This is a genomic window from Nocardiopsis prasina DSM 43845 (assembly GCF_000341265.1).
Lineage (GTDB): Bacteria > Actinomycetota > Actinomycetes > Streptosporangiales > Streptosporangiaceae > Nocardiopsis > Nocardiopsis prasina.
This window is the reverse complement of sequence record NZ_ANAE01000128.1, coordinates 14,358-37,999: the sequence shown is the minus strand read 5'-3', so window position 1 is coordinate 37,999 and position 23,642 is coordinate 14,358. Positions and strand designations below refer to the sequence as shown.

Here is a 23,642-nt window from a genome sequence, read left to right as displayed (position 1 = left end):
GCGACTCCTCCTACCCCGCCAGGGCGCGCCTGACCAACGCCGGGACCACGTCGCCGATGGGGTCGTGCAGGACCGCGGTGGCGTAGTCGTCGTACGGAGTGGGTTCGGCGTTGACGACCACCAGCGGGGCCCGCCCCATCATGGCGACGTCGCACAGCCCGGCCACCGGGTGGACGGTCAGCGAGGTGCCCATGGCCACGAAGACGTCGCACTCGCGTGCGGCCTGTGCGGCGCGTTCGATGATCTCGGGGTCCAGGCGCTGGCCGAAGGAGACGGTGTCCGTCTTCTGGATTCCTCCGCACTCCGAGCAGTGCGGGTCGGACTCCTCGTCCAGGCGGGCGAGCACCTCCGTGCTGGGGGTGCGCAGTCCGCAGGACATGCACATCACCCGGAGCATGGTGCCGTGGACCTCGATGACCTCGTCCTCGGGGACCCCGGCTCGCTGGTGCAGGCCGTCGATGTTCTGGGTGACGAGCGCGTGCAGGCGCCCGGCTGCGGCCAGGTCGGCGAGGGCGAGGTGGGCGGCATTGGGGCCGGCCTTCCAGACCTGGTGGGAGCGGCGGGCCAGCCACGTTCGGCGGCGCACGTCCACGTCACCCATGTAGCTGTCGATGTCCGACATCGCCTCGGCGTCGGGGTCGGTGGTCCACAGCCCCTGGGGGCCACGGAAGTCCGGGATACCGGAGTCCGTGGACACTCCGGCGCCGGTCAGGACGGTGATGCGCCGCGCGGAGGCGAGCAGCTCGGCCGCGTGTTCGAACCCCTCCGGGTCGGCGAACGGCGTGGTGTCGTCGGTCATCGAGGCCATACCCCATTCTTACAGCGTCTTTGCACGGCTTTCCCCGGTCTTGGCCCAGCACGGCGCTTTCTGGACCGATCCTGCCCTTAACCTCGGGGAACGTGTGGGGCGGGTGCCGCCGGGCCCCGACCGATGCACACGAGAAGGGCAAAGGGTGCAAAAATACGACACAATCATGAAGCAGCCCTCCTACATCCTCGTGGTCAACGGGACCAAGGTGGAGCGCCCGGTGTTCGTGCTCGGCGCACCCCACTCCGGGGTTCCGGTGATCGCCCGGGCCCTGGCCCGCGCGCCCGGCTTCCATCTCGGTGCCGGTTCCTCGGGCGTGCTCAACGCCGTCTACGCCGTGGCCAGGCGCCCCTCCCTCGCTCAGGAGAAGGTGTCCGGAACCGCGAGCCTGCTGCGCGAGGCCTACGCCGAGACCTGGCAGCTCACCCCCCTGACCTGTCCCAGATGCCCGGGCCCCGGTGCCCGGGTGCCCGCCAACGCCTCCGCCGAGCCGTGCGAGCACAGCGCCGCCGCCCGCCGCTACGGTGATGCCAGCCCCGACCTCCTGTACTCGGCCAGCGCCCTGTACGCCGCGTTCCCCGACGCGCGCTTCGTCCAGATCATCCGCGACGGCCGTGACGTGGTGGCGGACATGATGGAGGACGAGCGCTCCCTGGCCTGGCTCAAGCCCAGCTTCATGAAGCTGGACCACGAGTTCCCCAACCACTTCTTCGGCCTGGAGGAGGAGTCGGACCTGGACGACTTCACCGAGGGTTCGGTGGCGACCAAGTGCGCGATGCGCTGGCGGGGCGCGGTACGCATGTCCGCGACGCTGCGCCAGGAGATCGGCCCGGAACAGCTGATGACCCTGCGCTACGAGGACGTGCACGGCCAGGAGATCGAGACCTCCGAGCGGCTCCTGGAGTTCACCGGCGCCCGGGTCTCGGCCAGTGAGCTGCTGACCGACCACTCCTGGGGCGTGGGCTCGTGGCGGGAGCGGCTGACCCGAAAGGACCACGGTGACGTGCACGAGGTGGCGCGTCACGAACTCTCCCGGCTGGGCTACCTCTAGGCACCCACCCCGTTCGCGGTGAGCAGGGTGTCGGCGGCCGCGCGCGCGGTCAGGGCGGCGTCGGCGACGCCCGTGACGTTGCGAGCGACGACGGCGCCCTCGTGGAGCATGGCCAGGACGTCGCCGAGCGCCTCGGGGTCGGTGGCTCCGCCCTCGCGAACGAGGTCGGTGTACAGGTCGCGCAACCACCGCTTCTGTTCCTCGGCCACGGTGCGGCCGGGGTGTTCGGGGTCGGAGAGCTCGGCGTAGGCGTTGACCATGGCGCAGCCGCGCTGGTTCTCCTGCCGCATCCACGCGTCCAGGGCCTCGAAGGTCTCCCCGATCCGCGCACGCGGGGAGGCGGCCGGGTCCATGCGGGTGTCGAGGAAGTCGCGCCAGCGCGTGTCCCGCGCCCTCAGGTAGGCGACGACCAGCCGCTGTTTGGAGCCGAACCGGTCGTAGATGGTCTTCTTGGTGACCCCGGCGCGTTCGGCCACCAGTTCCATGCCCACCGTGTTGATTCCCCGGGTGTAGAAGAGGTCGGTCGCCACGTCCAGGACACGGCGCGCGGCGGGGGTGAGCCGCGGTTCCCTGGTGATGCCGGCCATGATGCGCTCCTTCGGTCGGTGACTACATTGTGAGTATACCGACCGGTGTGTTTACCTCTGCGGCATGGACGTCATGACCTCACGCACACGGACCCGCCCGACCGCCCGTCCCCTGATCCCCTTCCTGCTGGCCTCGGGGCTGGTGGTGATGTGGAGTTCGGGGTTCGTCGGGGCCGAGCTCGGCACCCGGCAGGCCCCGGCGACCACCCTCCTCGCCTGGCGGTTCCTCGTCGTGGGCGGGTTGCTCGTGGCCTGGTGCCTGTGGCGCGGGTCCCGGATGAGCGGCCGGGACATGGCCCTGCACGCGGTGCTCGGACTCCTGGCACAGGCCGGGTACCTGTACGGGGTGGTGGCGGCCGCCGAAGCGGGGGTGGCCGCCGGGACGAGCGCGCTCGTCGCCGCCCTCCAACCGATGGTGGCCACCGCGCTCGCCGTCCCCCTGCTCGGTGAGCGGGTGCGCGGGCGCCAGGTCCTCGGACTGGTGGTGGGTCTGGTCGGCGTGGGCATGGTGGTCGGCTCGGACCTGCTCCGGACCGGATCCGCCCCTTGGTGGGCGTACGCTCTCCCGTTCGGAGCCATGCTCTCGCTGGTGGCCGCCACCCTCGTGGAACGCAGATCGCGCCCCGGCGGGAACGTGGTGGAGGCACTGGCCGTGCAGTGCGCGGTGAGCGCGATCCTGTTCACCGGGCTCGCCGCCTCGACGGGCACCCTGGCCCCGCCCATGACGGTGGGGTTCTGGGCCGCGGTGGCGTGGGTGGTCGTTCTGTCCACGCTGGGCGGCTACGGGCTGTACTGGATCAACCTGGCACGGACCAGCGTGGCGCGGGTGTCGGCGCTGCTCTACCTGACCCCGCCCACCACGCTCGTGTGGACCTGGCTGATGTTCGGCGACCCGGTGGGCACGGGCGCGCTGGCCGGGATGGCGGTGTGCGTGGTGGCGGTGCTCCTGGTGCGCTCGCACGAACGCTGACCACCAGCGCGGGCCCCGACCGTCCCCGGTCGGGGCCCCGCGCCTTCCCCTCGGTGATCAGGGCCGCGTGTCCCGGGAGAACTCCCCGGGTTCCGCGGTCGCCCGGTCGTCCGCGAAGGGGTCGTCGACCTCCTCCACGAGTTCGCGGGGACGCCCCTCGTCCAGCTCCGCGCCGTCACGCGAGTCCGGGACCACCGCCACGCACTCCAGCTCGACCTGGGCCCCCTCCTCCAGCAACTCGGTGACGCCCAGGACCGCCATCGGCGGGTAGTACCGACCCATGTGGCGGCGGTAGACCGATCCGAGTGCCTTGAGGTTGACCCGGTAGAGGCCCACCGAGGTGGTGTAGACGCGCATGCTCACCACGTGAGCCGGTTCGGCCCCCGCCGTTCTCAGCGCTTCCACCACGTTGGCGAGCGCGTGGTCGAACTGCTGCACCAGTGAGTCACCGGTCAGTACCCCGTCGGAACGCAGGGCCATCTGGCCGCCCACGTACACGGTGCGGCCCGGGGCCACCACGAGGGCGTGCGCATAGCCCACGGGGTCGGGAAGGGAGAGCGGGTTGATGATCTCGTGCGGTGTCTGGTCCATCGGCGGACCCTCCGTCTCGCTCGGCACGCACCCGGGACTCCCCCGGTGAGAGCGTCGTCCGACATGCGGCTACCATGACCGCATGATCACTTCCGTGCTGTCCGTCCTGGCCCTGACCGCAGTGGTCGGGCTCTTCCTCGCGATCTTCGTCGGCGGTGGCGTGTACGTCGCCCGTGTGCGCCGCGACGGCATCGAGGCCACCCTGTCCGGCGCCCGCAGGCTCCGCGAGCTCCGCTAGACGACGCCGCGAGCCGCGCCGCCACCGGTCACCGGTCAGCCGCGCGGCTCAGTCGCCGTCGAAGCTGTCCGGGTCGGGGCCGAACCGGTGCTCCTGGTCGAGACCGTCGATCCGGGCCATGTCCTCGTCCGAGAGCTCGAAGTCGAAGATCTCGAAGTTGGCGTAGATGCGCTCGGGCGTCACCGACTTCGGGATGACCACGTTGCCCAGCTGGACGTGCCACCGCAGAAGCACCTGCGCCGGGGTCCGTTCGATTTCCTCGGCGATCCGCGTGATCAGCGGGTGGCGGAGCAGTTCGCCCTGCCCGAGCGGGCTCCAGGCCTCCGTGGCGATGTTGTGGTCGGAGTCGAAGGCCCGCATCTCTCCCTGGGAGAGCAGCGGGTGCAGTTCGATCTGGTTGACCATGGGGGCGATCCCGCCCTCCTTCATGACCCGCTCCAGGTGCGTGCGCTTGAAGTTGCACACACCGATGGCGCGGGCGCGGCCCTCCGCGTAGAGGCGCTCCAGCGCCTTCCAGGTGGGCACGTAGAGGTCGCGCTCGGGCAGCGGCCAGTGGATGAGGTAGAGATCCACCATGTCCAGGCCGAGCCGCTCCAGGCTGGCGTCGAAGGCGCGCAGAGCGGAGTCGTAGCCGTGGTCGGCGTTGGCGAGCTTGGTGGTGACGAACAGGTCCTCCCGCTCGAGTCCCGACCGGCGCAGCGCCTCGCCCACCCCCTCCTCGTTGCCGTACGCGGCGGCGGTGTCGATACTGCGGTAGCCCGCCGCGAGGGCGTGTGAGACCGCCTCCCCCACGGCGTCGTCGGGCACCTGCCACACGCCGAAACCCAGCTGCGGCATTTGCAGCCCGTTGTTCAGCGCGATGCCGGGAACCGTCATCGTCCTCATCCCCTGTCCTCCCCGTCCGGCCCGGCCGTTCTCCCGGCCGACCGGTGTGCCCGGCGCGCCCGGCACGCCGACGCTCGGTGTTGGAATCGTGCTCTATACCGGGCCTGTGTGCGCATACTGCCATGTCAGCGGAGGTTGACCTCAGAGGCTGCGCCGCACATGTGCACGGTTTTTACCCGGATGGCCGGTCTCGGCCGTGCGCCTGAGGGGGCGATAGGCTGCCCGCCCGCCCGGAGGACGAGGTGTCGCGCTCGGTGCGGGGCCCGCCGGAGGATCGTCGGCGCGGGACGGAGGAGGGGCATGGGCCGCGAGGAACGCGTACGGGTCAGCGCTGAGCTGGAGCGTGACCGGGCCGGGCTGGTGGAGCGGATCGTCGCCGAGGTCCACACGGAGGTGCCCGCCTACCGAGCGCTGCACGGATCCCAGCTGGCGGAGGTGCGGGCCATCACCGGCTGGTTGGTCGCCCGGTCCCTGGAGCTGTGGGTGCGCGGGGACCGTCGCCTGCCTACGGAGGACGTGGAGCGGCTCCGTGGGATCGGCAGGGCACGGGCCGCCGACGGCCGTTCGATCGGCGCCGTGGTGCGGGCTCACCGGGTCGGATCGGCCGCCGCCGCGCGGTTGCTGCGCGAGCAGGCGGGCGACAGGCTCGACGCGGCCGACGTGTTCGCTCTGAGCGAACTGTGGCTGGCCTCCCTCGACCAGATCTCCGAGAGCCTGGAGACGGGTCACGCCGAGGCCGCCGAACGGCTGGACGCGGATCGGGAACGTGCCCGGCGCGCGCTCCTCGACGACCTGCTGATCGGCCGCCAGGCGTCCCGGGGCGCCATCCGGGACCGGGCGCGGACCCTGGGCATCGCCCCGCCCGACCCGGCGGTGCTGGTGGTCGCCGAACCCGTGCGCGCGGAGGACGTCACGGTGGCTGCGGGGATGGAGCTGGTGGCGGAGGCCTCGCCCGCAGGAGCCGACCCCCTGGTGACCACGCGTTCGGGCCGGGCGGTCGTCCTGGCCGCACCCGAGGACGCCGAGCGGATCACACGGACCGTGCTGGCGCGGGGGTGGCGGGGCTGTGCCCTGGATCCGCGCGGGCTGGCGGACCTGTCCGCCGCGTACCGGCTGGCGGACGGGGCCGTGGAGACCGCTCCCCCACACGCCTTCGGCGCGCACGGCCTGCTGCGCGACTCCGACGCGTGTGTGCTGTCCCTGCTCAACGGTGGCGGGGTCGCGCCGTCGACGGTGCGCCACGTGGTCCTGGGCCCGCTGCTGACCCACGACCACCGCCACCTGCTGGACACACTGCACGCCTACTTCCGTGCGGGCGCGGCCACCACGGCGGCGGAGGCGCTGCACGTCCACGCCCAGACCCTGCGGTACCGGCTGCGGCGCGTCCGGGAACTGACCGGCCACGACCCCCACCGCCCCTGGCCGAGGTTCGTCCTGGAGACCGCCTGCGCGGTGGCACCCTGAGTCCGTTCCCTGTGGTGGCGCCACGGGGGCTCTCAGGCGCGGCGCCCGAATTCCGCAGCCGCGACACGGCGTGGCCGGGTGGGTAGGAAACGGGCGACCCGCATCCCTGTGGAGAGGCCGACGATGACCCGCACACCCCCCGCACTGCACGGACCCGAGTTCGAGGCGGACCCGCACCCGGCCTACCGCTGGTTGCGCGACCACGCGCCCGTCCACCGGATCGACCTGCCCGGCGGCGCCTGGGCCTGGCTGGTGACCCGCTACGACGACGCCCGGTCGGTGCTGGCCGACCCGAACATGCTCAAGGACCCCGGGCGCGCCGACGCGACCTGGTACCGGGCCGGGCTGGGGCTGCCCTTCGACCACCGCCCCAGCCTCGTGCGCAGCATGGTCAACGTGGACGCTCCCGACCACTCCCGGCTCCGGAAGGCGACCAGCGGGGCGTTCACTCCCCGCCGGGTCAGGGCGCTGCGGGAGAGCGCCGAGCGGATCACCGGTGAACTCCTGGACGCACTGACGAAGGAGGAGGCGCCGGACCTGGTGCGCGACCTGGCCTACCCGCTTCCGATCGCGATCATCTGCGACATCCTCGGGGTGCCGGAGGAGGACCGGCCCGAGTTCCACCGGCAGGCGGCGGTGATCGACTCCTCCTCCCCGGACGAGTACGAGGCGATCGGTGCGGCCACGGACTGGTTCGACGCCTATCTTGACGGGCTGGTGGCGGCGCGGCTGCGCGAGCCCTCCGACGACCTCCTGGGCGACCTGGTGGAGGCCCACCGGTCCGGTGAACTCTCCCGTCACGAGGTGACCTCGACGGCGTTCCTGCTGCTGGTGGCGGGGCACGAGACCACGGTCGCGCTGATCGGCAACATGCTCCTGCTCCTGCTGCGCGACCCCGAGGAGATGGCGCGTCTGCGCGCCGACCACGAACTCGTGGGCCCGGCGATCGAGGAGTCGCTGCGCCTGGAGAGCCCGTTGCAGAACGCGACGTGGCGCTTCCCGGGTGAGGCGACGACCGTGGGCGGGGTCCGCCTGGAGGCCGGGGAACCGGTGCTGGTGTCACTGCTGGCCGCAGGGCGCGACCCGCGGCGCTACGAGGACCCGGACGTCTTCGACCCCCGGCGCGGGGCGTCGCATCTGTCCTTCGGGCACGGGGCCCACTTCTGTGTGGGCGCGCAGTTGGCCCGGGTGGAGGCACGGGTGGCCGTCACGGCGGTCCTGGAGAGGTTCCCGGGCCTGCGCCTGGCCGTGGACGAGGGCGAGCTGCGGTGGTGGCCGAGCATGATCATGCACGGGCTGTTCGCGCTCCCCGTGGCGTTCGACCGGGACAACTCCTGAATCCTTGCTCTGACATGGCGTGCGTTTTCTCTCCCGACAACGGTCGGTGGCCAAGACTGGCTGGCGGAGCTCTCTGTTCCACGCAGCACACCGACCCGGAGGGGGAACCCGTAGTGACCACCGCCGACCAGAGTTCGAGCCAGACACCCAAGCCGCGCAGCAGCCAGCCGTGGCTCCACCAGAGGGGTGAGGAGATCCAGAAGTTCGGGACGGTCCGTCAGCTACCGGTCGGTCTGTCCTACGACACGCGCATGTACTCGTGTCAGCGGCTCAACCAGGTGCTGAGCGACCTCCGCATCCTGCACGACATGTACAAGAAGCACCACTGGCTGATGCGCGGGCACACCTTCTACCAGCTGCACCTGCTGATGGACAAGCACGCCGAGGAGCAGACGGCGCTGATCGACACCGTCGCGGAGCGCATCCAGACCCTGGGCGGGGTCGCGGTGGGCGACCCGAGGCACGTCGCGGAGCTGACCAGCATCCCGCGCCCGCCGAACGGTGTCGAGGAGGTCCCCGCGATGCTCTCCCGGCTCCTGGAGGCGCACGAGGCCGTCCTGGAGGACTGCCACGACGCCGCGGCGCGTGTGCAGGAGATGGGCGACGACGGCACCAACGACGTCCTGGTCTCCGACGTCATCCGCACCAACGAACTGGAGGCCTGGTTCGTGGCCGAGCACCTGGTGGACACACCGCTCGTGCACACCTGACCGGGCGCACCGTCGGACACGTGCCGGAGGGCCGGGCCTGGCGCCCGGCCCTCCGCCCGCTCAGGGACCGTGCGTCACCGAGCCGGTACGAAATCGGTACGGCGCGGGGGGAGTCGAATCGGAGAGCGGGGTAGGTACCGGGCGTCGAGCCGCGGCCCCCGGCACGCCGGGGACGTCGCCGGTGCCCGTACTCCCGTCCCCCCGGAGGTACCCCGAGTGTCCGCTTCCATCGTCCTGCCCCAGGTCATCCGCGTGGGTGCGGGGGCCTCGGCCGAACTGGCCGGGACCCTGGACTCCCTCGGACTGTCCCGTCCGCTCCTGGTGACCGACCCCTTCATCGCCGAGCAGCCGTTCTTCCACCGACTCCTGGCCGGTCTGGAGGCGTCGGGCCTGGCCCCGGGGGTGTTCGCCGACACCGTTCCCGACCCCACGACCGCCGTGGTGGAGGAGGGGGTGCGGGCGCTGCGGGAGGGTGGCTTCGACTCCCTGGTCGGTGTGGGCGGTGGCAGCCCCATCGACACCGCCAAGGCGGTGGCCCTGTTGGGCGCGCACGGTGGCCGGATGCGCGACTACCGGGCACCGGTGGTCACCGACGCCCCCGCTCTGCCGGTGGTGGCGGTGCCGACCACGGCGGGCAGTGGTTCGGAGTGCACCCGCTACAGCATCATCACCGACTCCGAGTCCGGGGAGAAGATGCTCTGCTCGGGGTTGGCGTTGCTACCCCGGGCCGCGCTGGTGGACTTCGAGCTCACGCTGGGCATGCCCCGGCGGCTGACCGCCGACACCGGGGTGGACGCCCTGACCCACGCGATCGAGGCGTACGTGAGCGCCCGGGCCAACCCGGTCTCGGACGGGTTCGCGCGCGAGGCGATGCGTACGATCTTCACCCATCTGCGGACCGCGTACGCCGATCCGGGCGACCGCACCGCCCGGGAGGCGGTGATGGTGGGCGCCACCCAGGCGGGGATGGCCTTCTCGAACTCCAGCGTCGCCCTGGTGCACGGGATGAGCCGACCTCTCGGGGCGCACTTCGGGGTGGCCCACGGGCTGTCCAACGCCATGCTCCTGCCCGCCGTGACGGAGTTCTCGATCCCCTCCGCCCCCTCCCGCTACGCCGACTGCGCCCGGGCGATGGGGCTGGCCGCCCCGGACAGCACCGACGGTGAGGCCACCGGCGCCCTGGTGTGGGAGCTGCGCCTGCTGAACCAGGAGCTGGAGGTGCCGACCCCCCGCGAGTACGGGATCGGGGTCGAGCGGTGGTGGGAGCTGGCCCCGCTGATGGCCGAACAGGCGTTGGCCTCCGGATCGCCCGGCAACAACCCGAGGGTGCCCGTCGCCGAGGAGATCGTGGAGCTGTACCACGGGGTGTACGGCTGATCGAGGAACCGACACCCTTATTCCTACCTTTACAGTAGGGTTTTGGGGTGACTCTGCTCCTCGCCGTCCTGGCCGGTTTCTGCGTCGCCGCCGTCACCACTCCGGTGGGGATCTCCGGCGCCGTGCTGCTCCTGCCCGTCCAGCTCGGCGTGCTGGGCCTGCACGGCCCCTCGGTCAGCGCCACCAACCTGCTCTACAACGTGGTGTCCACCCCGCTCGGGCTGAGACGCCTGGCCCGCTCCGCGCGCGGCCACGGAACGGGGATGCTGGTCGCCGCGTGCGCCGCGGCGCCCTGCGCGGTCGCCGGTGCCGCCGTCCGTGTGACGTGGCTGTCGGACCCGGCGCTGTTCCGCGGCCTGCTCGCCGTGCTCATGCTGGGTGTGGGTGCCCGGCTGCTGGTCACGAGGTCGTCGCGCCCGGGGCCCGGACCGGCCCCGGGCCGGGTCCGGCGGGGTGGCGCTCCGCTCGCCCTCGCCGCCGGGGGCGCCGCGCTCCTCGGCGCCGCCGTGGGGATCGGCGGGGGTTCGGTCCTGGCCCCGCTGCTGATCGCGGTGGGCGGATGGCCCACCTCCCGCGCGGCCGTGGTGGGCCTGACCACCACCCTGGTCACCTCGGTGGTGGGGCTGGGCGCCTATGCCGTCTTCGACCAGGTGGGTTTCGGCGCCGCCCCCGCCGCCCCGGACTGGGGCGTGGGACTGGCGCTGGGGATCGGCGGTGCGCTCGGCGCGCTGGTGGGCCTGTCCCTCAGCCGCCGCCTGGGAGAGCAACCGTTGCGAGTCCTCCTCGGCGGGCTGCTGACGCTCACCGGGATCTCCTACCTGGTCGGACTGTTGGTCTGACGTCGCGTGCCGGGGGCGCGACGCCGGAGGGGCCGTGCGCCCTCGCGAACACACGGCCCCTCCCCCTCGTTCCCTGGTTACTGGGTGATGCCCCAGCGGCGGCGCAGCGAGCGGTCCGCCCAGCTGAAGAACACGTCGATCATGATGCCGATGACCAGCACGATGATGATGTAGCTGAGCAGCCGCTCGGCGTCGTTGAGCTGGCGGGCCTGGCTCAGCGCCCAGCCGATCGAGTTCTGCTGGTTGATGATGACCAGGAGCTCTCCGGCCATCAGTGAACGCCAGGCGAACGCCCACCCCTGCTTGAGACCGGTGACGAACATGGGCAGCGCGGCCGGGATGACCAGCAGCGTGTAGCGCTGGACCCCGCGCAGACCCATGACCTTGCCCGCCCGCAGCAGGGACGGGGACACGTAGTCGATGCCGGAGGTCAGACCGCCCGCGATCGACGGGGCCGCGCCCAGGATGATCACGAACATGATGGCCGACTCGCTGATGCCGTACAGCAGCATCGCGAACGGGAACCACACGATCGACGGCATGGTCTGGAGACCCGTGATCAGTGATCCGATCGCCGTCCGCAGCGGCTTGAACTGCGACACCGCCAACCCGACGACCACGCCCACGGCCAGGGCCAGCGCGAACCCCACGAAGGCACGGCGCATGGTGACCTGGACGGCGGTCCAGAACTCGGGGCTGGTGACCTCGTTGAACAGGGTGGGCAGTACCCGGTCCGGGCCGGGGAACACGAATTCGGTGCGCCAGCCGGACCACACGACCGCCTGCCAGGCCGCCAGCACGATGACGACCGCGGCCAGCTTGGGCCAGGTCGCGGCCCACACCCCCCGGGCGATCTCACCGGCGCCGCGTTCGTCGACGCCGCGTTGGGGCTGGAGTTCGAGGGCGTCGAGCCCCTGGACCTGTCGGTCACGCACGTCGGTCTCAGGCATGGCGCGAAACCTCCTCACGCAGTCGGTCGGTGATGGCGGCGGCCTGCTCGGCGATGGGCACGGAGTCGATCCGGCGGGGGCGTTCGCCGTGCACCGTGAACTCCTCGATGACGCGGCCCGGGCGGCTGGACAGCAGCACGACCCGGTCGCCCAGGCGCACGGCCTCGCGCACGTTGTGGGTGACGAACATGACGGTCAGCGACTTCTCCTGCCAGATCCGTTCGAGCTCGTCGTGGAGGATGTCCCGGGTCATGGCGTCCAGCGCGCCGAAGGGCTCGTCCATCAGCAGGACGTCGGCGTCCTGGGCCAGGGCGCGTGCCAGGGCGACACGCTGGCGCATGCCCCCGGAGAGCTCGTGGGGGCGCTTGCGTTCGAAGCCGGTCAGGCGGACCAGGTCCAGGAGTTCGGTCACGCGCCTGCGGCGCTCGGCCGCGGGGACCCGGTTCACCTTCATGGGGACCTCGATGTTGGCGCCCACGGTCAGCCACGGGAAGAGCGCGGCCTCCTGGAACATCATGGCCACTCGGTGGTCTCCGACGTCCACGGAACCCGTGGTGGGTTCCTCCAGACCGGCGACGAGCGACAGCAGGGTGCTCTTGCCGCAGCCGGAGGCGCCGACGATGGACAGGAACTCGCCGGTGCCGACGTGGATCGACATGCCGTCGACGGCGGTCACGGCGCCCCTGCCCCGGCCGAAGACCTTGGAGATGGAGTCGATCTCCACGGCGTTCGTCCCGGTCCGGGGTTCGGTGATGGCGGTCATGGTGCCCTTACCCTTCCAGCCCGGCGACCAGCTCGTGTCCGGCCTCGGCGAGGACGTCGTTGAGCGGGTCAAGGGCGTAGATTCCGTTGAGGTCGACGGGGTCCAGCAGGCCGATGGCCTCGGCCTGCTCCGCCTGGACCAGAAGCGACGGCGCGACCGGGTCGACGGTGAAGGTGACGTTCTCGAAGGCCGCGGTGGTGAGCTCGGGGTCGAGTTCGCCTCCGGTGAGCGCCTCCAGGTGAGCGCGGGAGGTCTCCGCGGCCTCCTCCGGGTTGTCGTTGATCCAGTCGACCGACTCCACATGGCCGCGCAGCAGGTCGGCGACGGTGTCGGGCTCGTTCTCCAGGAACTCGGCGCTGACGACGAGGAGGGTGGTGACGTACTGCCCGCCGGTCCCCTCCCACAGGTCGGGCTCGTCGACGAGCAGGTGGGCGTCGTCCTCGGCCAGGACCCGGCTCAGGTGGGGTTCGGGGATCCAGGCGCCGTCGATCTCGCCGAGCCGGAAGGCGTCGACGGTGTCGGGGTTGTCCTGGGGGATGATCGAGAGGTCGCCGCCGCCCGCCGTGTCGACCTCCCAGCCCTGTTCCTGGGCGAACCAGCGCAGCGCCACGTCCTGGGTACCGCCGAGCATCGGTGTGGAGAAGGTGTGTCCGGGCAGGTCGTCGACGGTCTCGATGTCGTCGCGGACCACCAGGCCGGTGCCCTGGGTGGCGGCTCCGGCGACGACGTGCAGGGCCTCGCCCTCGGACTGCGACCAGCCGTTGACGGCGGGGTTGGGGCCGAGGAAGGCCGCGTCGATCTCCCCGGAGAAGACGGCGTTGACCGCGTCGGGACCGTTGTGGAAGGTCTGGGTGGCGAACTCGACCTCGCCCAGCGCCTCGTCGAGGATGCCCCGTTCCACGCCCACGAGCGCGGGGGCGTGGGTGATGTTCGGGAAGTAGCCGAGGGTCAGGGTGTCGGCGGCGCCACCGTCCCCCTCGCTCCCGCACGCGGTGGCGACCAGCCCCAGGGCCAGGGCGGCCGCGGTGGTTCTCAGCGGGGTCGGGGAAACGCGCATCTCAGGGGTCCTTGTCGGTGTCTGCGGAGGGACGGGGAAAACTCTACTTAATAAGTAGGTTTTGTGAAAGCACCGGGGCGGAGTGGGCCGGGGTGGCGGCCCCCGTCCGAGCCCGCCACCCCGCGACCGCCGGGCGACTACAGCCCGGCGACCTGCTCACGGGACCCCTCGTCGAGCAGCCTGTTGAGCGGGTCCAGGGCGTAGATGCCCTCCAGGTCGACAGGGTCCAGCAGACCCACGGCCTCGGCGTGTTCCGCACCACCCCGGAGCGAGGGGGCGATCGGGTCGACCGTGAAGACCGTGTTCTCGAAGGCCGAGGCGACCACCTCGGGACTGGGACCACTGCCGGAGACCGCTCCCAGGTGCGCGATGGCGGCCTCCTGCGCCTCCTCAGAGTTGTCGTTGATCCAGTCGACGGTCTCGATGTGACCGCGCAGCAGGTCCTCCACCACGTCGGGGTGGGACTCCAGGAAGTCGGCGCTGACGATCAGGTGCGTGGTGACGAAGTCGCCGCCGGTCTCCTCCCAGAGGTCGGCCTCGTCCACCAGCAGCTCCCCGTCGAGCTCCACCAGCAGGCGGCTCAGGTGGGGCTCGGGCACCCAGGCCCCGTCGATCTCCCCGAGCTCGAAGGCGTTGATGATGTCCGAGTTGTCCTGCGGGATGATCGAGAGGTCACCGCCGCCCTCGGTGTCGACCTCCCAGCCCTGTTCCTGGGCGAACCAGCGCAGAGCCACGTCCTGGGTGTTGGCCAGCTGCGGCGTGGACAGGGTGGTGCCCGGCAGGTCGTCGACGGAGTCGATCCCCGGGCGGACCACCAGGCCCGCGCCACGCGAGGTGGACCCCGCGATGACGCGCAGGGCGGTGCCGTCCGACTGCGACCACCCGTTGATGGCGGGGTTGGGCCCGATGAAGGTGGCGTCGATCTCGCCGGCGAACAACGCGTTGATGGCGTCGGGGCCCGCATTGAAGGTCTGGGTGGACAGCTCGACGTCGCCCAGGGCCTCGGCGAAGGTGCCGTTCTCCACGCCGACCAGGGCGGGGGCGTGGGTGATGTTCGGGAAGTAACCGAGGGTCAGGGTGTCGACGTCACCGCCTCCATCTCCGCCCGACCCTCCACAGGCGGTCGCGGTCATCCCGATCGCCAGTACCGTGGCGGCGGCCGAAAGCACGGGCTTGCGCAGACTCATGAGGGTCCCTTTCGGGTGATCAGAGGGGCGAACGGGGCAAACTCTACTTAATAAGTAGGTTTTGTGGAACAGGAGGCACGGAGGTTTCCTGTGACTCAGGACACTTTACCCACGTTCGATCACGGAAAGTCATCAACCCGCCACCCACCAGCGGGAACACGAAAGGGGCGGTGGAGCCCGAGGGGCTCCACCGCCCCGAGGGGGTGAAGGCGCGCGCCCGTCGGCACGCCGGACCCGGAGGCCCGTGAACGCTACTCCGCGAGGGAGCCGTCGGCGTTGACCGGCAGCACCACGCCCTGCCAGGTCTCCTGGACGTACTCCAGGACCCGCTCGTCGTGCAGCAGTTCGGCCAGCAACTGGACGCGCTCGTCGTCGGTGTTCTCGTCCAGGACCACCAGGCCGTTGGCGTACTTCTCGACGTAGTCGTCGCCCTCGGGCTCCCAGGCCAGAACGTTGGCGTCCTCGGTGACCCCGGCCTCGATGGCGTAGTTGCCGTTGATGACCGCGGCGTCGACGTCGGCGATGGAGCGCGGCAGCTGCGCGGCTTCCAGCGGCGTGATGACCAGGTCCTGCGGGTTGTCGACGACGTCCTTCTCCGTGGCCGTCTCACCGGCGTCGGGATCCACGGTGATCAGACCCTCGGTCTCCAGGATCGTCAGCGCGCGGTAGAGATTGGCCGGGTCGTTGGGGACCGCGACCTTGGCGCCCGTGGGCAGGTCGTCCGCGCCCTCGTAGGTCTCGGAGTAGAGGCCCAACCGCTCGATGTGGACGTCGGTGACGTAGGTCAGTTCCGCGTCGGGGCCGTTCTCGACCCACTCGTTCAGGAACGAGCGGTGCTGGAAGTAGTTGGCGTCCAGGTCACCGTTGACGAGCCCGGCGTTGGGCGTGTTGTAGTCGGCGATCTCCTCGATCTCCAGCTCCAGCCCGGCCTCCTCGGCGAGGTTCTCGTCGATGAAGGCGAGGATGTCACCGTGCGGCACCGGACTGACACCGACCCTGAGCGGCCCCTGCCCGGACTCGGCGCCGGCGGACCCGGAGCCCTGCTCGCTGGGGGCACCGCAGGCGGCGAGGGTCAGAGCCAGGGCGGACGCGCCGATAAGGGTCGAGGTCGTGCGCATGGTGCACTCCTTCGTGGTCGTGGGGCGGAGGATCGCGGGGGGTGCCCGACGGCGGGGGAACCGCCACCGGCAGGCCCGGCACCTTCGTGGGGCGCGGGCGTGTTGGTACCAGAGACTAGACCACCTTGTTGGTAGGAAAAATCCGTTTTGCCCCAGGCCGATCGTGGCCTTCCCCACAGCGTGAAAAATTACCCACTAATCCGGTAGCTTTTAAAGGGAACCGGAAGCATCATGGGTACATGCTCAGCGCACACACCGCACCTCCTCGAGCCGACGACCGCCCCACCCCGACGCGGAGTCACCCGGCCCTGACCGCCGTACCCGCACCCGCCGTCTCCCCCGGCGCGGAGGCCCCGGGGGGCGAGCACTCGCTCCTCGGCCTGCTCCCGCTCCCCGAGAGCGGCCGGTACATGCTGGTGTACGGGGTCGTCGTGGACGAACCGCACCCGGGAGTCCGCCCCACGCCGGAGGCCGGCGGCGACCTGCTCCTGGACCGGGACTCCCGCCGCGTGTGGGCCCAGGGCACCGAGGTCGAGCTGACCTTCCAGGAGTACGAGCTCCTCGAGTGCCTGACCGCCGCCCCCGGCCGCGCGGTCACCCGGGGCGAGCTCATGGAACGGGTCTGGGGCTCCAGCCGCGAACTGCACTCGCGCACCATCGACGTGCACATCCACCGCCTGCGCCGCAAACTCGGCCGGGCCGGGGGCCGCATCGCCACGGTGCGCAAGGTCGGGTACATCTACCACGGCCCCACGACGTCAGTCCCTGAACGGGGGGACTGACCGGCGGGGCCGTCGCGCGGAGTCTCTCGCAGAACGCACGGCGGCCCCCTTCGCGCCCACGGACACGACAGGGGCGCGGCGCCCCCTCACAGGAGGCGCCGCGCCCCTCATTCGGCCGGGCCGCCCCTGCGGCCCCGAGCCTCCCTGGTCAGAAGGAGAAGTCCCGGAACAACAGCATCGCCAGCAGCAGACCGACCAGCAGGTTGAACGCGGTGGCGGCGCCGAAGACACCGATCGGACGCCAACCCGCCTCGCGCAGCGAACCGAGCCGGAACTCCAGGCCGATGCTGGTGAAGGCCGCGATGAGGAACCAGTCACGCAGGGCCCTGGCCGTGTCCAGGCCCGCCTGGGCGTCCTCGGCGGCGTTGTTGGCCCACAGCGTGGCCACCACCGAGGCGACCAGGAAACCCAGCACGAACTTGGGGAAGCGGTCCCACAGGGTGCGCACTCCGGGACGTCGGCCCTCGGCGGCCGTGCCGTCGGCGGCGGCCACCCGGAAGGCGAAGTAGGCAGTGAGCAGAACCGCGACCACACCCATCAGGACGTTCTGGGTGGCCTTGACGATGGAGGCGATCTGGAGCGCCTCCTCGCCCACGATCGCCCCCGAGGCTGCGACGGCGGCGGTGGTGTCGATGTTGCCGCCGATCCAGGCGCCCGCCTGGGCGTCGCTGAGCCCCATCACCTGGACCAGCCAGGGGAGGAGGAAGATCGAGGGCACCGCGAAGAGGATGACCAGGCTCGCCGTGTAGGCCAACTGCTCCTTCCTGGCCTGCACGGCTCCGGCCGCGGCGATCGCGGCACTGACACCGCAGATGGAGACCGAGGAGGCCAGCAGGGCGCGCAGGCGGTCGTCGAGGCCGAGTCTGCCGCCGAGCCACCAGGTGAACAGGAACACCGAGGTGACCAGGACCAGGGCTTGGAGGACGGCCGGTCCGGCAGCGCGAACGATGACGTCGAACAGGACGGTGGAGCCCAGGAGCACCAGACCGGTCTTGATGAGGAACTCGGTCCGGAAGGCCGGTGACAGGCGGTCGAGCAGCCCGGTCAGTGACAGGACCAGGTTCCCGGCCAGGCCGAGGAGGATCGCGTAGACGGGGTACTCGACGGCGCCCGCGAATCCGGACAGCGCGGTGCCCTCGGCGGCTTCGGGGACCCAGGACTCCAGGAACCGGGTGGCGGCGGCCAGGGCCAGCACGACGAGCAGGCCGAGCGTGGTCCAGCCCCGGGAGGCGGTTGGGGGCGTGGTGTTCCCTGGGGCGTCGGACACCCCACCCGTGTCCGGGGCCTCGGCCGCGGTGGTGGCCGGGGCCCCGATGGCGGCGGGAGCCGCGGCCTCCGCGGGTCCGCCCTTCTCGGGAGTGTCGTCGGAGCGGTGGGGGTCGGTGTTCTCGGTGCTCACGGGATCAGCCCCTCGGGGATCACGCCGAGCAGGCACAGGCCGAGCAGCACGAGACCCGTGAGGGTGGCGGCCCAGTCCTCGCTGATCCTGAAGCCGGTCCGTTCGGGAGTGGTGGGTGGTGGTGTGGAGGGTGTTTCACTCATGACGCTTCTCCTCCGGGCGCGCCCGGCGCCCTGGGTCGGGGGAAGGGGAAGGAGGGTGGGACGGGTGGATGGTCGCGGTCCGACCATTCCTCATTAAACCTACTCATTTAGTATAGATAAGGGACATGCGACGACACCAGCCTCCGAGGCGGCGGAGTCAGGGCCGCCCCGAGCAGGTGGGCGGGGTCAGGAAGCGGAGACGGGAGCCCGCTCTCGCGCGGGTTCGGTCACGGGCAGACCGGCCTCACGCCAGGCGCGGAAGCCGCCGACCAGGTCGGTGGCGCGGGCCAGCCCCAGCTCCTGGAGCTGAACGGCGGCCAGACTGGAGGCGTAGCCCTCGTTGCAGAACAGCACCACGTGCAGGTCCGGCGAGTCGGCCTCGGGCACCCGGTCCGGACTGGTGGGGTCGAGCCGCCACTCCAGGACGTTGCGGTCGATCACCAGGGCACCGGGAATCTCCCCCTCGGCGGCGCGGTTGACGACCGGCCGGGTGTCGACCAGGAGAGCGCCTTCGCGCTGGGCGCGCAGCGCCTCGACCGGAGTGAGCCGCTCCAGGTGCGCGCGCCTGCTGTTCAGGACGCGTTCGATGACGCTCATCGGTCCGCCCCTTCGACAGCGGGCACCGACTCCAGCGTGGGGACGTCGGGCTCGGGGTCGGTGGTGAGGATGCTCCCCGTGCGGCGCAGCGAGTCCTCCTCGGTCACCTCGTAGTAGTGCATGGCCGTCAGCGGCGGTGAGTAGGCGTGCACGCTCACGGCCGGACGGTCCGAGGTGTTGATGACGTCGTGCACGTGGCCGAGCGGGAAGCGGCCGCCGCCGCGCTCAGCGAGGGTGCGTTCGCGCAGCTCCCCGTCCCAGTAGCGCTCGACCAGTTCGCCGGTGACGACGGTCAGGGCGCCGAGGGAGCCCGCGTGGTCGTGCAGTCGGGTGGACTGGTCGGGCGTCCAGGAGATGAGCCAGACGTCCGTGTAGTCGTCGGCGTGGAGCCGGACGGACCAGCGGTCCTCGGCGTCGAAACGGATCTCGTGGATTCCCTGGCGGACCTCCTCGGCGACCTTCGCGGTCAGCTCGGACAGGCGGTCCAGGGTGAGCGGGGTGGGCGCGGCGGCGCGGACTGCGGTGTCGTCGACGGTCATGGGCTTCTTGCTTCTCTCCGGGCGGCGTCAGTGGTCGTGCTGGGACGGGGTCACTGACAGCGTTCGTCGAAGGTGAGCGGTCGCCACCAGGGCCGAAGGTGTGGTGATGCGCTGACTGCCATGCTCGCCAGTAAACCATATTCCCTACAGGTTTAGTCGGTAGTAGCGAGTCGACACGCACCCCACCAGCTTCATCAGCACCATGCGAAACTCCACCACCACCCACTCTGACCACCGCTTTCCAGAAATCCCTACTTTATTGGTTGACAAAATCGGGTTACGGCGACCACAGTGGAACCCAGGCCGACCGGAATCGCGGAGCCGGTCGGCGAGGACCCGCCGAACCCTCGCGCCGTCCGGGCCACCCCGCCGGACGGACACACGAGCGCGAGGCCGGTCCACGTTCCGGGCCGAGGGGGCTGCCATGCGCGGAGCCGCCCGACCCTCGGCCCGGGACACCACCGGAACCGCCGCGCCACACCGACGATCGGTGCCTCACGACCGACCCGGCCCGCCCGTGCTTTGATTCCAGGTAATTCCAGTAGGCATTTCGGATTACCGGGCGTGTCGATCGCGCCCCAGCTCAGGAGGTTCCCCTTGTCCGAGACCATCGCCGGCCCCACCTCCGGCACGGCCCCCGACACCGCGCCGGTTCCCGTCCTCACCTCCGCCGCCGAGGCCCTCCGCGTGGCCCGCACCCTCGTCCCCCTGGTCGCGCGCGAGGCCTCCACACGCGACAGGGAACGCTGTCTGCCCCACGACGTGGTCCGCGCGATCTCCCGCTCCGGCCTGCTGGGCGTCACTGTCCCCCGCGACCTCGGCGGCGCGGCCGCGGGCGCCGCCACCGTCGCCGAGGTCCTGCGCCTGCTCGGCACCGCCGACCTGAGCCTGGCCCAGATCCTCCAGCCGCACTTCGCGTTCCTCAACGCCCTGCGGCTGCGCGGCGGCCCCGAGGCCCGGCGCCGCGTGTACTCCGACGTCCTCGCCGGCGCCCTGGTCAGCAACGCCCAGGCCGAGCGCTCCGGAAGGAACGCGCACACCCACACCACCCGGATCGAACGTGACGGGCGGGACTTCCGGATCGACGGCACCAAGTACTACGCCACCGGTTCGCTGTTCGCCGGTTGGCTGGCCGTGGTCGCCCCCGCCTCCACCCCTGCCGGCCCCCGCCCCCACCTGGCCTTCGTCCCCGCGGACCACCCCGGTGTCCGGATCGAGGACGACTGGGCGGGCATGGGTCAGCGCACCACGGCCAGCGGCACCGTCCACCTGGCCGGGGTGACGGTCTCCCCCGAGCTGGTCCTGGAGCAGTACCGGACCTTCGAGGAGCCCACCACGTACGGAGCCCTCGCCCAACTCCTGCACGCCGCCATCGACGTCGGCGCGGCACGCGGCGCGCTGGAGGAGACCTCGGAGTTCGTGCGCACCAAGAGTCGGCCCTGGTTCGAGAGCGGCGTGGACACCGCCGCCGAGGACCCCCTGCTCGTACAGCGCTTCGGTGAACTGGAGGTCCAGGTCCGCTCGGCCGAGGCCCTGCTCGTCACCGCGGCCGAACGCGTGGAGACGGCCGACGCGCTCCTGTCCGAGGGCGCCCCCGACACGGAGGACGCCACCGCGGAGGCCTCGATAGCGGTCGCCGCCGCCAAGGTCGTCGGCGGCCGGACCGCCGTGGAGGTCTCCTCCGCTCTGTTCGAGGCGGCGGGCACCCGCGCCACAGCGGACGACGCCAACCTGCACCGCCACTGGCGGGACGCCCGCACCCACACCGTCCACGACCCGGTGCGCTGGAAGGTCCAGCACATCGGAGCGTACTCCCTCAACCGTCGCCGTCCTCCCCGGCACGGACAGATCTAGCACCACGAGAGCAAGGACTGACACCCTCATGCCCCTGACCTTCCACTGGTTCCTGCCCTCGCAGGGAGACAGCAGAGGCGTCGTCGGCGGAGGTCACGGCGCGGACGTCGTGTCCTCCCCAGCCTGGCGGACGCGCGAACCCTCCCTGGAGTACCTCGGCCAGATCGCCCAGGCCGCCGAACGTCTGGGCTTCGAGGGCGTCCTCACCCCCACCGGTTCGTGGTGCGAGGACGCCTGGCTGACCACGGCGATGCTGGTCCGGGACACGAGGCGGATCAAGTTCCTGGTGGCGTTGCGCCCCGGGCTGCTCTCACCCACCCTGGCCGCGCAGATGGCCAGCACCTACCAGCGGCTCAGCGGAGGCCGCCTGCTGCTCAACGTGGTGACAGGCGGCGAGTCCGCCGAACAGCGCCAACACGGGGACTTCCTCGACAAGGACGCCCGGTACCGGCGCACCGGCGAGTTCCTGCGCGTGGTGGACGCGCTGTGGCGCGGCCGGACCGTGGATCTCCGGGGAGAGCACGTCACGGTGGAGGGCGCCGTGCTCCAGCGGACGCCCGACCCTCGTCCGCCCGTCTACTTCGGCGGCTCCTCCCCCGCCGCCCTGGAGGTGGCCGCGTCCCACGTGGACACCTACCTGACCTGGGGTGAGCCTCCGGCCGCCGTCGCCGAGAAGATCGGCCGGGTCTCCGCGCTGGCCGCCGAGCGCGGCCGCGCCCTGGAGTACGGGATCAGGCTGCACGTGATCAGCCGCGACACCGAGGAGGAGGCGTGGGCGCAGGCCCGGCGCCTGCTCGACGGGCTCTCCCCCGAGACCGTCGCACAGGTGCAGAGCAGTCTGCGCCGAAGCGAGTCCGAGGGTCAGCGGCGGATGTTGGAGCTGCACGGCGGGCGGACCGACGACCTGGAGATCCATCCCCATCTCTGGGCCGGTGTCGGTCTGGCTCGCGGCGGAGCGGGTACGGCTATGGTCGGCAGCCACGAGCAGGTCGCGAACCTGATCGAGGAGTACCACCGGGCGGGCATCGGGGAGTTCGTGCTCTCGGGCTACCCGCACCTCGAGGAGGCGTACTGGTTCGGCGAGGGCGTGCTCCCCCTCCTACGCGAACGCGGCCTGTGGCGGCACCCCGACGGCCGGGAAGCCACCGGCTCCCCCACCCACGTCCCCTTCGCCGTGGCCGAGCCCGCCGCGCCCTGAACCCGCCCCTCCTCAGTTCCGGAGCCGTGATGACCACCACCGTCCTCGTCGGGAACCCGCGCCGGGGCTCCCGCACCGCCACCGCCGCCCGGGCCGTGGCGCACCACGCCGCACGTGCCGCCGGACTGCCTCCGGAACCGGAGGTCCTGGAGCTGGCGGACCTCTCGCCGCTGCTGCTCACCCCCGGCCCCACCCTGGACGTGCGTTCGGCCCTCGAACGGGTGAGCGGTTCCGACCTGCTGGTCGTGGCCAGCCCCACCTACAAGGCCACCTACACCGGGCTGCTGAAGGTCTTCCTGGATCTGCTTCCGTCCGGCGGGCTGGAGGGGGTCACGGCCGTCCCCGTCCTGGTGATGGCCTCCCCCGCGCACACCCTGGCCGTGGACGTGCACCTGCGCCCGCTGCTCCTGGAACTCGGGGCCGCGGTGCCCGCCTCGGGACTGGCGCTGCTCCAGGACACCGTTCCCACCGACGGGGATCCCGCCCCACGGCTTGACGCGGTACTGGAGCCGTGGGCTCTCAGGTCCACCCCCGCCCTGCGCACCGCCCTGCGACACAGGACCACCACTGTCTGACCGCCGCCCCAGTAGGGAGAGTCCGTTGAGTGTCACCGAGACCGCGCGCACCCCGGCCCACACGCGGGCCGAGGCGGACCGGTTCCGTGCGACGATGCGCCACCACCCGGCCGGGGTGGTCGTTGTCACCGCGAGCGTCGGCGGAAGGCCCGTGGGGCTCACCGCCACATCCTTCACCAGCGTCAGCCTGGATCCCCCGCTCATCTCCCTCTACGTCGCCGACGCGTCCACCACCTGGCCGACCCTGCGCCGCGCGGGTGAGTTCGGGGTGCACCTCCTGGGCGAGGGGCAGGAGGACGTCGCCGTGCGGTTCGCGAGCAAGGGCGTGGACCGGTTCGCCCACCCCACGGTCTGGCGTCCGGGCCCGGACGGGGTGCCACTGCTGGACGGGGCGGTGGCGCACCTGGTCTGCACGCGTTTCGACACCCGGCTGATCGGCGACCACTGGCTGGTCGTCGGCGAGGTGACCCACACCCTGGTCCTGGAGGACCCCCGGCCGCCACTGATCTACCACCGGGGCGGCTTCGCCACGGTGGCGCCGTCGGAGTAGGCGCGGCGGAGCGAGGACCTCCCTTCACCGGGAGCAGGGGCGCCGCCGACCGTTCGGGGGCGCCCCTTCGTC

At 71.5% G+C, this 23,642-nt stretch carries 26 protein-coding genes; 13 read left to right on the top strand and 13 right to left on the bottom strand.

Annotated features, from left to right (window positions below):
* Positions 1-10: 10 nt before the first annotated feature.
* Positions 11-808, bottom strand: coding sequence for an SIR2 family NAD-dependent protein deacylase (locus D452_RS0113685; protein WP_017544717.1), 798 nt, complete (start codon positions 806-808; stop codon positions 11-13).
* 166 nt (positions 809-974) lie between these two features.
* On the opposite strand from D452_RS0113685, the gene D452_RS0113680 reads away from it, so the two are divergent.
* Entirely contained in the window at positions 975-1,859 is an 885-nt protein-coding gene (locus D452_RS0113680) for a sulfotransferase family protein (protein ID WP_017544716.1), read from the top strand.
* Here D452_RS0113680 and D452_RS0113675 read toward each other — a convergent pair.
* Positions 1,856-2,446, bottom strand: a complete 591-nt coding sequence (locus tag D452_RS0113675) for a TetR/AcrR family transcriptional regulator (protein WP_017544715.1) — start codon at positions 2,444-2,446, stop codon at positions 1,856-1,858. The two genes, D452_RS0113680 and D452_RS0113675, sit on opposite strands and share 4 nt — an antisense overlap.
* A gap of 64 nt (positions 2,447-2,510) precedes the next feature.
* Between D452_RS0113675 and D452_RS0113670 the strand changes: the two genes are divergently transcribed.
* Positions 2,511-3,416 carry a DMT family transporter gene (locus tag D452_RS0113670; protein ID WP_017544714.1) on the top strand — a complete coding sequence of 302 codons (906 nt, stop codon included), beginning with the start codon at positions 2,511-2,513 and terminating at the stop codon, positions 3,414-3,416.
* Positions 3,417-3,473: 57 nt separating this feature from the next.
* On the opposite strand, the gene D452_RS0113665 is transcribed toward D452_RS0113670, so the two are convergent.
* Positions 3,474-4,007 carry a RidA family protein gene (locus D452_RS0113665; protein WP_017544713.1) on the bottom strand — a complete coding sequence of 178 codons (534 nt, stop codon included), beginning with the start codon at positions 4,005-4,007 and terminating at the stop codon, positions 3,474-3,476.
* A gap of 82 nt (positions 4,008-4,089) precedes the next feature.
* Between D452_RS0113665 and D452_RS30885 the strand changes: the two genes are divergently transcribed.
* On the top strand, positions 4,090-4,245 hold the full coding sequence (locus D452_RS30885; protein WP_017544712.1) for a hypothetical protein: 156 nt from the start codon (positions 4,090-4,092) through the stop codon (positions 4,243-4,245).
* Positions 4,246-4,293: 48 nt separating this feature from the next.
* On the opposite strand, the gene D452_RS0113655 is transcribed toward D452_RS30885, so the two are convergent.
* Positions 4,294-5,121, bottom strand: coding sequence for an aldo/keto reductase (locus D452_RS0113655; protein WP_026129282.1), 828 nt, complete (start codon positions 5,119-5,121; stop codon positions 4,294-4,296).
* Positions 5,122-5,430: 309 nt separating this feature from the next.
* Between D452_RS0113655 and D452_RS0113650 the strand changes: the two genes are divergently transcribed.
* From D452_RS0113650 to D452_RS0113630, 5 genes are all read left to right on the top strand, one after another.
* The gene (locus tag D452_RS0113650) at positions 5,431-6,594 is read left to right on the top strand and encodes a PucR family transcriptional regulator (protein ID WP_017544710.1); all 1,164 of its coding nucleotides are present in this window, start codon (positions 5,431-5,433) and stop codon (positions 6,592-6,594) included.
* Between the two features lie 123 nt (positions 6,595-6,717).
* The gene (locus D452_RS0113645) at positions 6,718-7,932 is read left to right on the top strand and encodes a cytochrome P450 family protein (RefSeq protein WP_017544709.1); all 1,215 of its coding nucleotides are present in this window, start codon (positions 6,718-6,720) and stop codon (positions 7,930-7,932) included.
* Between the two features lie 113 nt (positions 7,933-8,045).
* A complete protein-coding gene (locus D452_RS0113640) occupies positions 8,046-8,642 on the top strand; it encodes a Dps family protein (RefSeq protein ID WP_017544708.1) in 597 nt (198 codons plus the stop codon).
* A gap of 216 nt (positions 8,643-8,858) precedes the next feature.
* The gene (locus D452_RS0113635) at positions 8,859-10,019 is read left to right on the top strand and encodes an iron-containing alcohol dehydrogenase (RefSeq protein ID WP_017544707.1); all 1,161 of its coding nucleotides are present in this window, start codon (positions 8,859-8,861) and stop codon (positions 10,017-10,019) included.
* A 47-nt stretch (positions 10,020-10,066) separates the two neighbouring features.
* Complete coding sequence (locus D452_RS0113630) at positions 10,067-10,858, top strand: sulfite exporter TauE/SafE family protein (protein WP_017544706.1); 792 nt, start codon at positions 10,067-10,069, stop codon at positions 10,856-10,858.
* Positions 10,859-10,935: 77 nt separating this feature from the next.
* Here the strand turns inward: D452_RS0113630 and D452_RS0113625 are convergent, their stop codons facing one another.
* The 5 genes from D452_RS0113625 to D452_RS0113605 form a co-directional block, all read right to left on the bottom strand.
* Positions 10,936-11,808: an ABC transporter permease gene (locus D452_RS0113625; protein ID WP_017544705.1), complete on the bottom strand. Its 873-nt coding sequence runs from the start codon at positions 11,806-11,808 to the stop codon at positions 10,936-10,938.
* Positions 11,801-12,571, bottom strand: coding sequence for an ABC transporter ATP-binding protein (locus tag D452_RS0113620; RefSeq protein ID WP_017544704.1), 771 nt, complete (start codon positions 12,569-12,571; stop codon positions 11,801-11,803). Before D452_RS0113620 ends, D452_RS0113625 begins: the two co-directional genes overlap by 8 nt.
* A gap of 7 nt (positions 12,572-12,578) precedes the next feature.
* Positions 12,579-13,628 (bottom strand): ABC transporter substrate-binding protein, encoded by a 1,050-nt coding sequence (locus D452_RS0113615; protein WP_017544703.1) that lies wholly within the window; start codon positions 13,626-13,628, stop codon positions 12,579-12,581.
* A 137-nt stretch (positions 13,629-13,765) separates the two neighbouring features.
* On the bottom strand, positions 13,766-14,815 hold the full coding sequence (locus D452_RS0113610) for an ABC transporter substrate-binding protein (protein ID WP_017544702.1): 1,050 nt from the start codon (positions 14,813-14,815) through the stop codon (positions 13,766-13,768).
* 251 nt (positions 14,816-15,066) lie between these two features.
* A complete protein-coding gene (locus D452_RS0113605) occupies positions 15,067-15,933 on the bottom strand; it encodes a MetQ/NlpA family ABC transporter substrate-binding protein (RefSeq protein ID WP_017544701.1) in 867 nt (288 codons plus the stop codon).
* Positions 15,934-16,172: 239 nt separating this feature from the next.
* On the opposite strand from D452_RS0113605, the gene D452_RS0113600 reads away from it, so the two are divergent.
* On the top strand, positions 16,173-16,715 hold the full coding sequence (locus D452_RS0113600) for a winged helix-turn-helix domain-containing protein (RefSeq protein ID WP_017544700.1): 543 nt from the start codon (positions 16,173-16,175) through the stop codon (positions 16,713-16,715).
* 148 nt (positions 16,716-16,863) lie between these two features.
* On the opposite strand, the gene D452_RS0113595 is transcribed toward D452_RS0113600, so the two are convergent.
* From D452_RS0113595 to D452_RS0113580, 4 genes are all read right to left on the bottom strand, one after another.
* On the bottom strand, positions 16,864-18,114 hold the full coding sequence (locus D452_RS0113595; RefSeq protein ID WP_017544699.1) for a YeiH family protein: 1,251 nt from the start codon (positions 18,112-18,114) through the stop codon (positions 16,864-16,866).
* Positions 18,111-18,257, bottom strand: a complete 147-nt coding sequence (locus tag D452_RS30880; RefSeq protein WP_017544698.1) for a hypothetical protein — start codon at positions 18,255-18,257, stop codon at positions 18,111-18,113. Before D452_RS30880 ends, D452_RS0113595 begins: the two co-directional genes overlap by 4 nt.
* A gap of 186 nt (positions 18,258-18,443) precedes the next feature.
* Entirely contained in the window at positions 18,444-18,854 is a 411-nt protein-coding gene (locus tag D452_RS0113585) for a rhodanese-like domain-containing protein (RefSeq protein WP_017544697.1), read from the bottom strand.
* Complete coding sequence (locus D452_RS0113580; protein ID WP_017544696.1) at positions 18,851-19,393, bottom strand: cysteine dioxygenase; 543 nt, start codon at positions 19,391-19,393, stop codon at positions 18,851-18,853. The genes D452_RS0113585 and D452_RS0113580 overlap by 4 nt, the downstream gene beginning before the upstream one ends.
* Positions 19,394-19,990: 597 nt before the next feature.
* Here D452_RS0113580 and D452_RS0113575 point away from each other — a divergent pair.
* From D452_RS0113575 to D452_RS0113560, 4 genes are read left to right on the top strand one after another with little or no spacing between them, the layout of a single operon-like run.
* Positions 19,991-21,247 carry an SfnB family sulfur acquisition oxidoreductase gene (locus D452_RS0113575; RefSeq protein WP_017544695.1) on the top strand — a complete coding sequence of 419 codons (1,257 nt, stop codon included), beginning with the start codon at positions 19,991-19,993 and terminating at the stop codon, positions 21,245-21,247.
* A 28-nt stretch (positions 21,248-21,275) separates the two neighbouring features.
* A complete protein-coding gene (locus D452_RS0113570) occupies positions 21,276-22,445 on the top strand; it encodes an LLM class flavin-dependent oxidoreductase (RefSeq protein ID WP_017544694.1) in 1,170 nt (389 codons plus the stop codon).
* Positions 22,446-22,474: 29 nt separating this feature from the next.
* Positions 22,475-23,020: an NADPH-dependent FMN reductase gene (locus D452_RS0113565; protein ID WP_017544693.1), complete on the top strand. Its 546-nt coding sequence runs from the start codon at positions 22,475-22,477 to the stop codon at positions 23,018-23,020.
* A gap of 25 nt (positions 23,021-23,045) precedes the next feature.
* Complete coding sequence (locus D452_RS0113560) at positions 23,046-23,570, top strand: flavin reductase family protein (protein ID WP_017544692.1); 525 nt, start codon at positions 23,046-23,048, stop codon at positions 23,568-23,570.
* Positions 23,571-23,642 lie beyond the last annotated feature (72 nt).

Coding starts and splice junctions, on each gene's coding strand:
- D452_RS0113685 (WP_017544717.1), bottom strand. CDS start 808: ATGGCCTCGATGACCGACGACACCACGCCGTTCGCCGACCCGGAGGGG.
- D452_RS0113680 (WP_017544716.1), top strand. CDS start 975: ATGAAGCAGCCCTCCTACATCCTCGTGGTCAACGGGACCAAGGTGGAG.
- D452_RS0113675 (WP_017544715.1), bottom strand. CDS start 2,446: ATGGCCGGCATCACCAGGGAACCGCGGCTCACCCCCGCCGCGCGCCGT.
- D452_RS0113670 (WP_017544714.1), top strand. CDS start 2,511: ATGGACGTCATGACCTCACGCACACGGACCCGCCCGACCGCCCGTCCC.
- D452_RS0113665 (WP_017544713.1), bottom strand. CDS start 4,007: ATGGACCAGACACCGCACGAGATCATCAACCCGCTCTCCCTTCCCGAC.
- D452_RS30885 (WP_017544712.1), top strand. CDS start 4,090: ATGATCACTTCCGTGCTGTCCGTCCTGGCCCTGACCGCAGTGGTCGGG.
- D452_RS0113655 (WP_026129282.1), bottom strand. CDS start 5,121: ATGACGGTTCCCGGCATCGCGCTGAACAACGGGCTGCAAATGCCGCAG.
- D452_RS0113650 (WP_017544710.1), top strand. CDS start 5,431: ATGGGCCGCGAGGAACGCGTACGGGTCAGCGCTGAGCTGGAGCGTGAC.
- D452_RS0113645 (WP_017544709.1), top strand. CDS start 6,718: ATGACCCGCACACCCCCCGCACTGCACGGACCCGAGTTCGAGGCGGAC.
- D452_RS0113625 (WP_017544705.1), bottom strand. CDS start 11,808: ATGCCTGAGACCGACGTGCGTGACCGACAGGTCCAGGGGCTCGACGCC.
- D452_RS0113620 (WP_017544704.1), bottom strand. CDS start 12,571: ATGACCGCCATCACCGAACCCCGGACCGGGACGAACGCCGTGGAGATC.
- D452_RS0113615 (WP_017544703.1), bottom strand. CDS start 13,628: ATGCGCGTTTCCCCGACCCCGCTGAGAACCACCGCGGCCGCCCTGGCC.
- D452_RS0113610 (WP_017544702.1), bottom strand. CDS start 14,815: ATGAGTCTGCGCAAGCCCGTGCTTTCGGCCGCCGCCACGGTACTGGCG.
- D452_RS0113605 (WP_017544701.1), bottom strand. CDS start 15,933: ATGCGCACGACCTCGACCCTTATCGGCGCGTCCGCCCTGGCTCTGACC.
- D452_RS0113600 (WP_017544700.1), top strand. CDS start 16,173: ATGCTCAGCGCACACACCGCACCTCCTCGAGCCGACGACCGCCCCACC.
- D452_RS30880 (WP_017544698.1), bottom strand. CDS start 18,257: ATGAGTGAAACACCCTCCACACCACCACCCACCACTCCCGAACGGACC.
- D452_RS0113585 (WP_017544697.1), bottom strand. CDS start 18,854: ATGAGCGTCATCGAACGCGTCCTGAACAGCAGGCGCGCGCACCTGGAG.
- D452_RS0113580 (WP_017544696.1), bottom strand. CDS start 19,393: ATGACCGTCGACGACACCGCAGTCCGCGCCGCCGCGCCCACCCCGCTC.
- D452_RS0113570 (WP_017544694.1), top strand. CDS start 21,276: ATGCCCCTGACCTTCCACTGGTTCCTGCCCTCGCAGGGAGACAGCAGA.
- D452_RS0113565 (WP_017544693.1), top strand. CDS start 22,475: ATGACCACCACCGTCCTCGTCGGGAACCCGCGCCGGGGCTCCCGCACC.